Genomic DNA, 790 nt, shown 5'->3' with positions numbered 1-790 from the left:
GAGACTGATCTGATGAGCAACTATTTCGAGGAGACGGTGCTGAGCGTCCATCACTGGACGGAGACGCTGTTCAGCTTCACCACGACGCGCGACACTGCCTTCCGCTTCAAGAACGGCCAGTTCACGATGATCGGGCTCAAGGTCGGCGAGAAGCCGTTGCTGCGCGCCTACAGCGTCGTCAGCACCAACTACGACGAGACGCTCGAGTTCTTCTCGATCAAGGTTCCCGATGGCCCCCTCACCTCGCGTTTGCAGAACCTCAATGTCGGCGACCCCATCATCGTCGGCAAGAAGGCGACCGGCACCCTCGTCATCGACAACCTGACCGATGGCAAGAACCTGTATCTGCTGGGCACCGGCACCGGGCTGGCGCCGTTCATCTCGCTGATCCGCGACCCCGAGACCTATGAGCGCTTCGAGAAGGTCGTGCTCGTGCATGGCTGCCGCCAGATCTCCGAGCTCGCCTATGGCGAGCGCATCACGGCGCAACTGCCGCAGGACGAGTTCCTCGGCGAGATGATCCGCAACCAGCTGATCTACTACCCGACGGTGACGCGCGAGCCCTTCCGCAACCGCGGCCGCGTCACGGAACTGCTGACCTCGGGCAAGCTGGCGCAGGATATCGGCCTGCCGCCGATGGACCCCGAGACCGACCGCTTCATGATGTGCGGCAGCCCGCAGATGATGACCGATCTCAAGGCGATCTTCACCGAGGCCGGCTTCAGCGAAGGCAACCACGGCGAGGCCGGCGAATTCGTGCTGGAAAGAGCCTTCGCCGAACGGTAGGAGC

1 protein-coding gene is annotated in these 790 nt (G+C 62.9%); it reads left to right on the top strand.

Annotated elements, in window-relative coordinates:
• The first annotated feature begins 12 nt into the window (after positions 1-12).
• Positions 13-786, top strand: coding sequence for a ferredoxin--NADP reductase (locus tag AC1D2L_RS25780; protein WP_476848743.1), 774 nt, complete (start codon positions 13-15; stop codon positions 784-786).
• Positions 787-790 lie beyond the last annotated feature (4 nt).

The sequence above is a fragment of the Allobosea sp. P1_B10 genome (assembly GCF_056406735.1).
The sequence above is the reverse complement of the archived record's forward strand: the minus strand, read 5'-3'. Positions and strand labels throughout refer to the sequence as shown.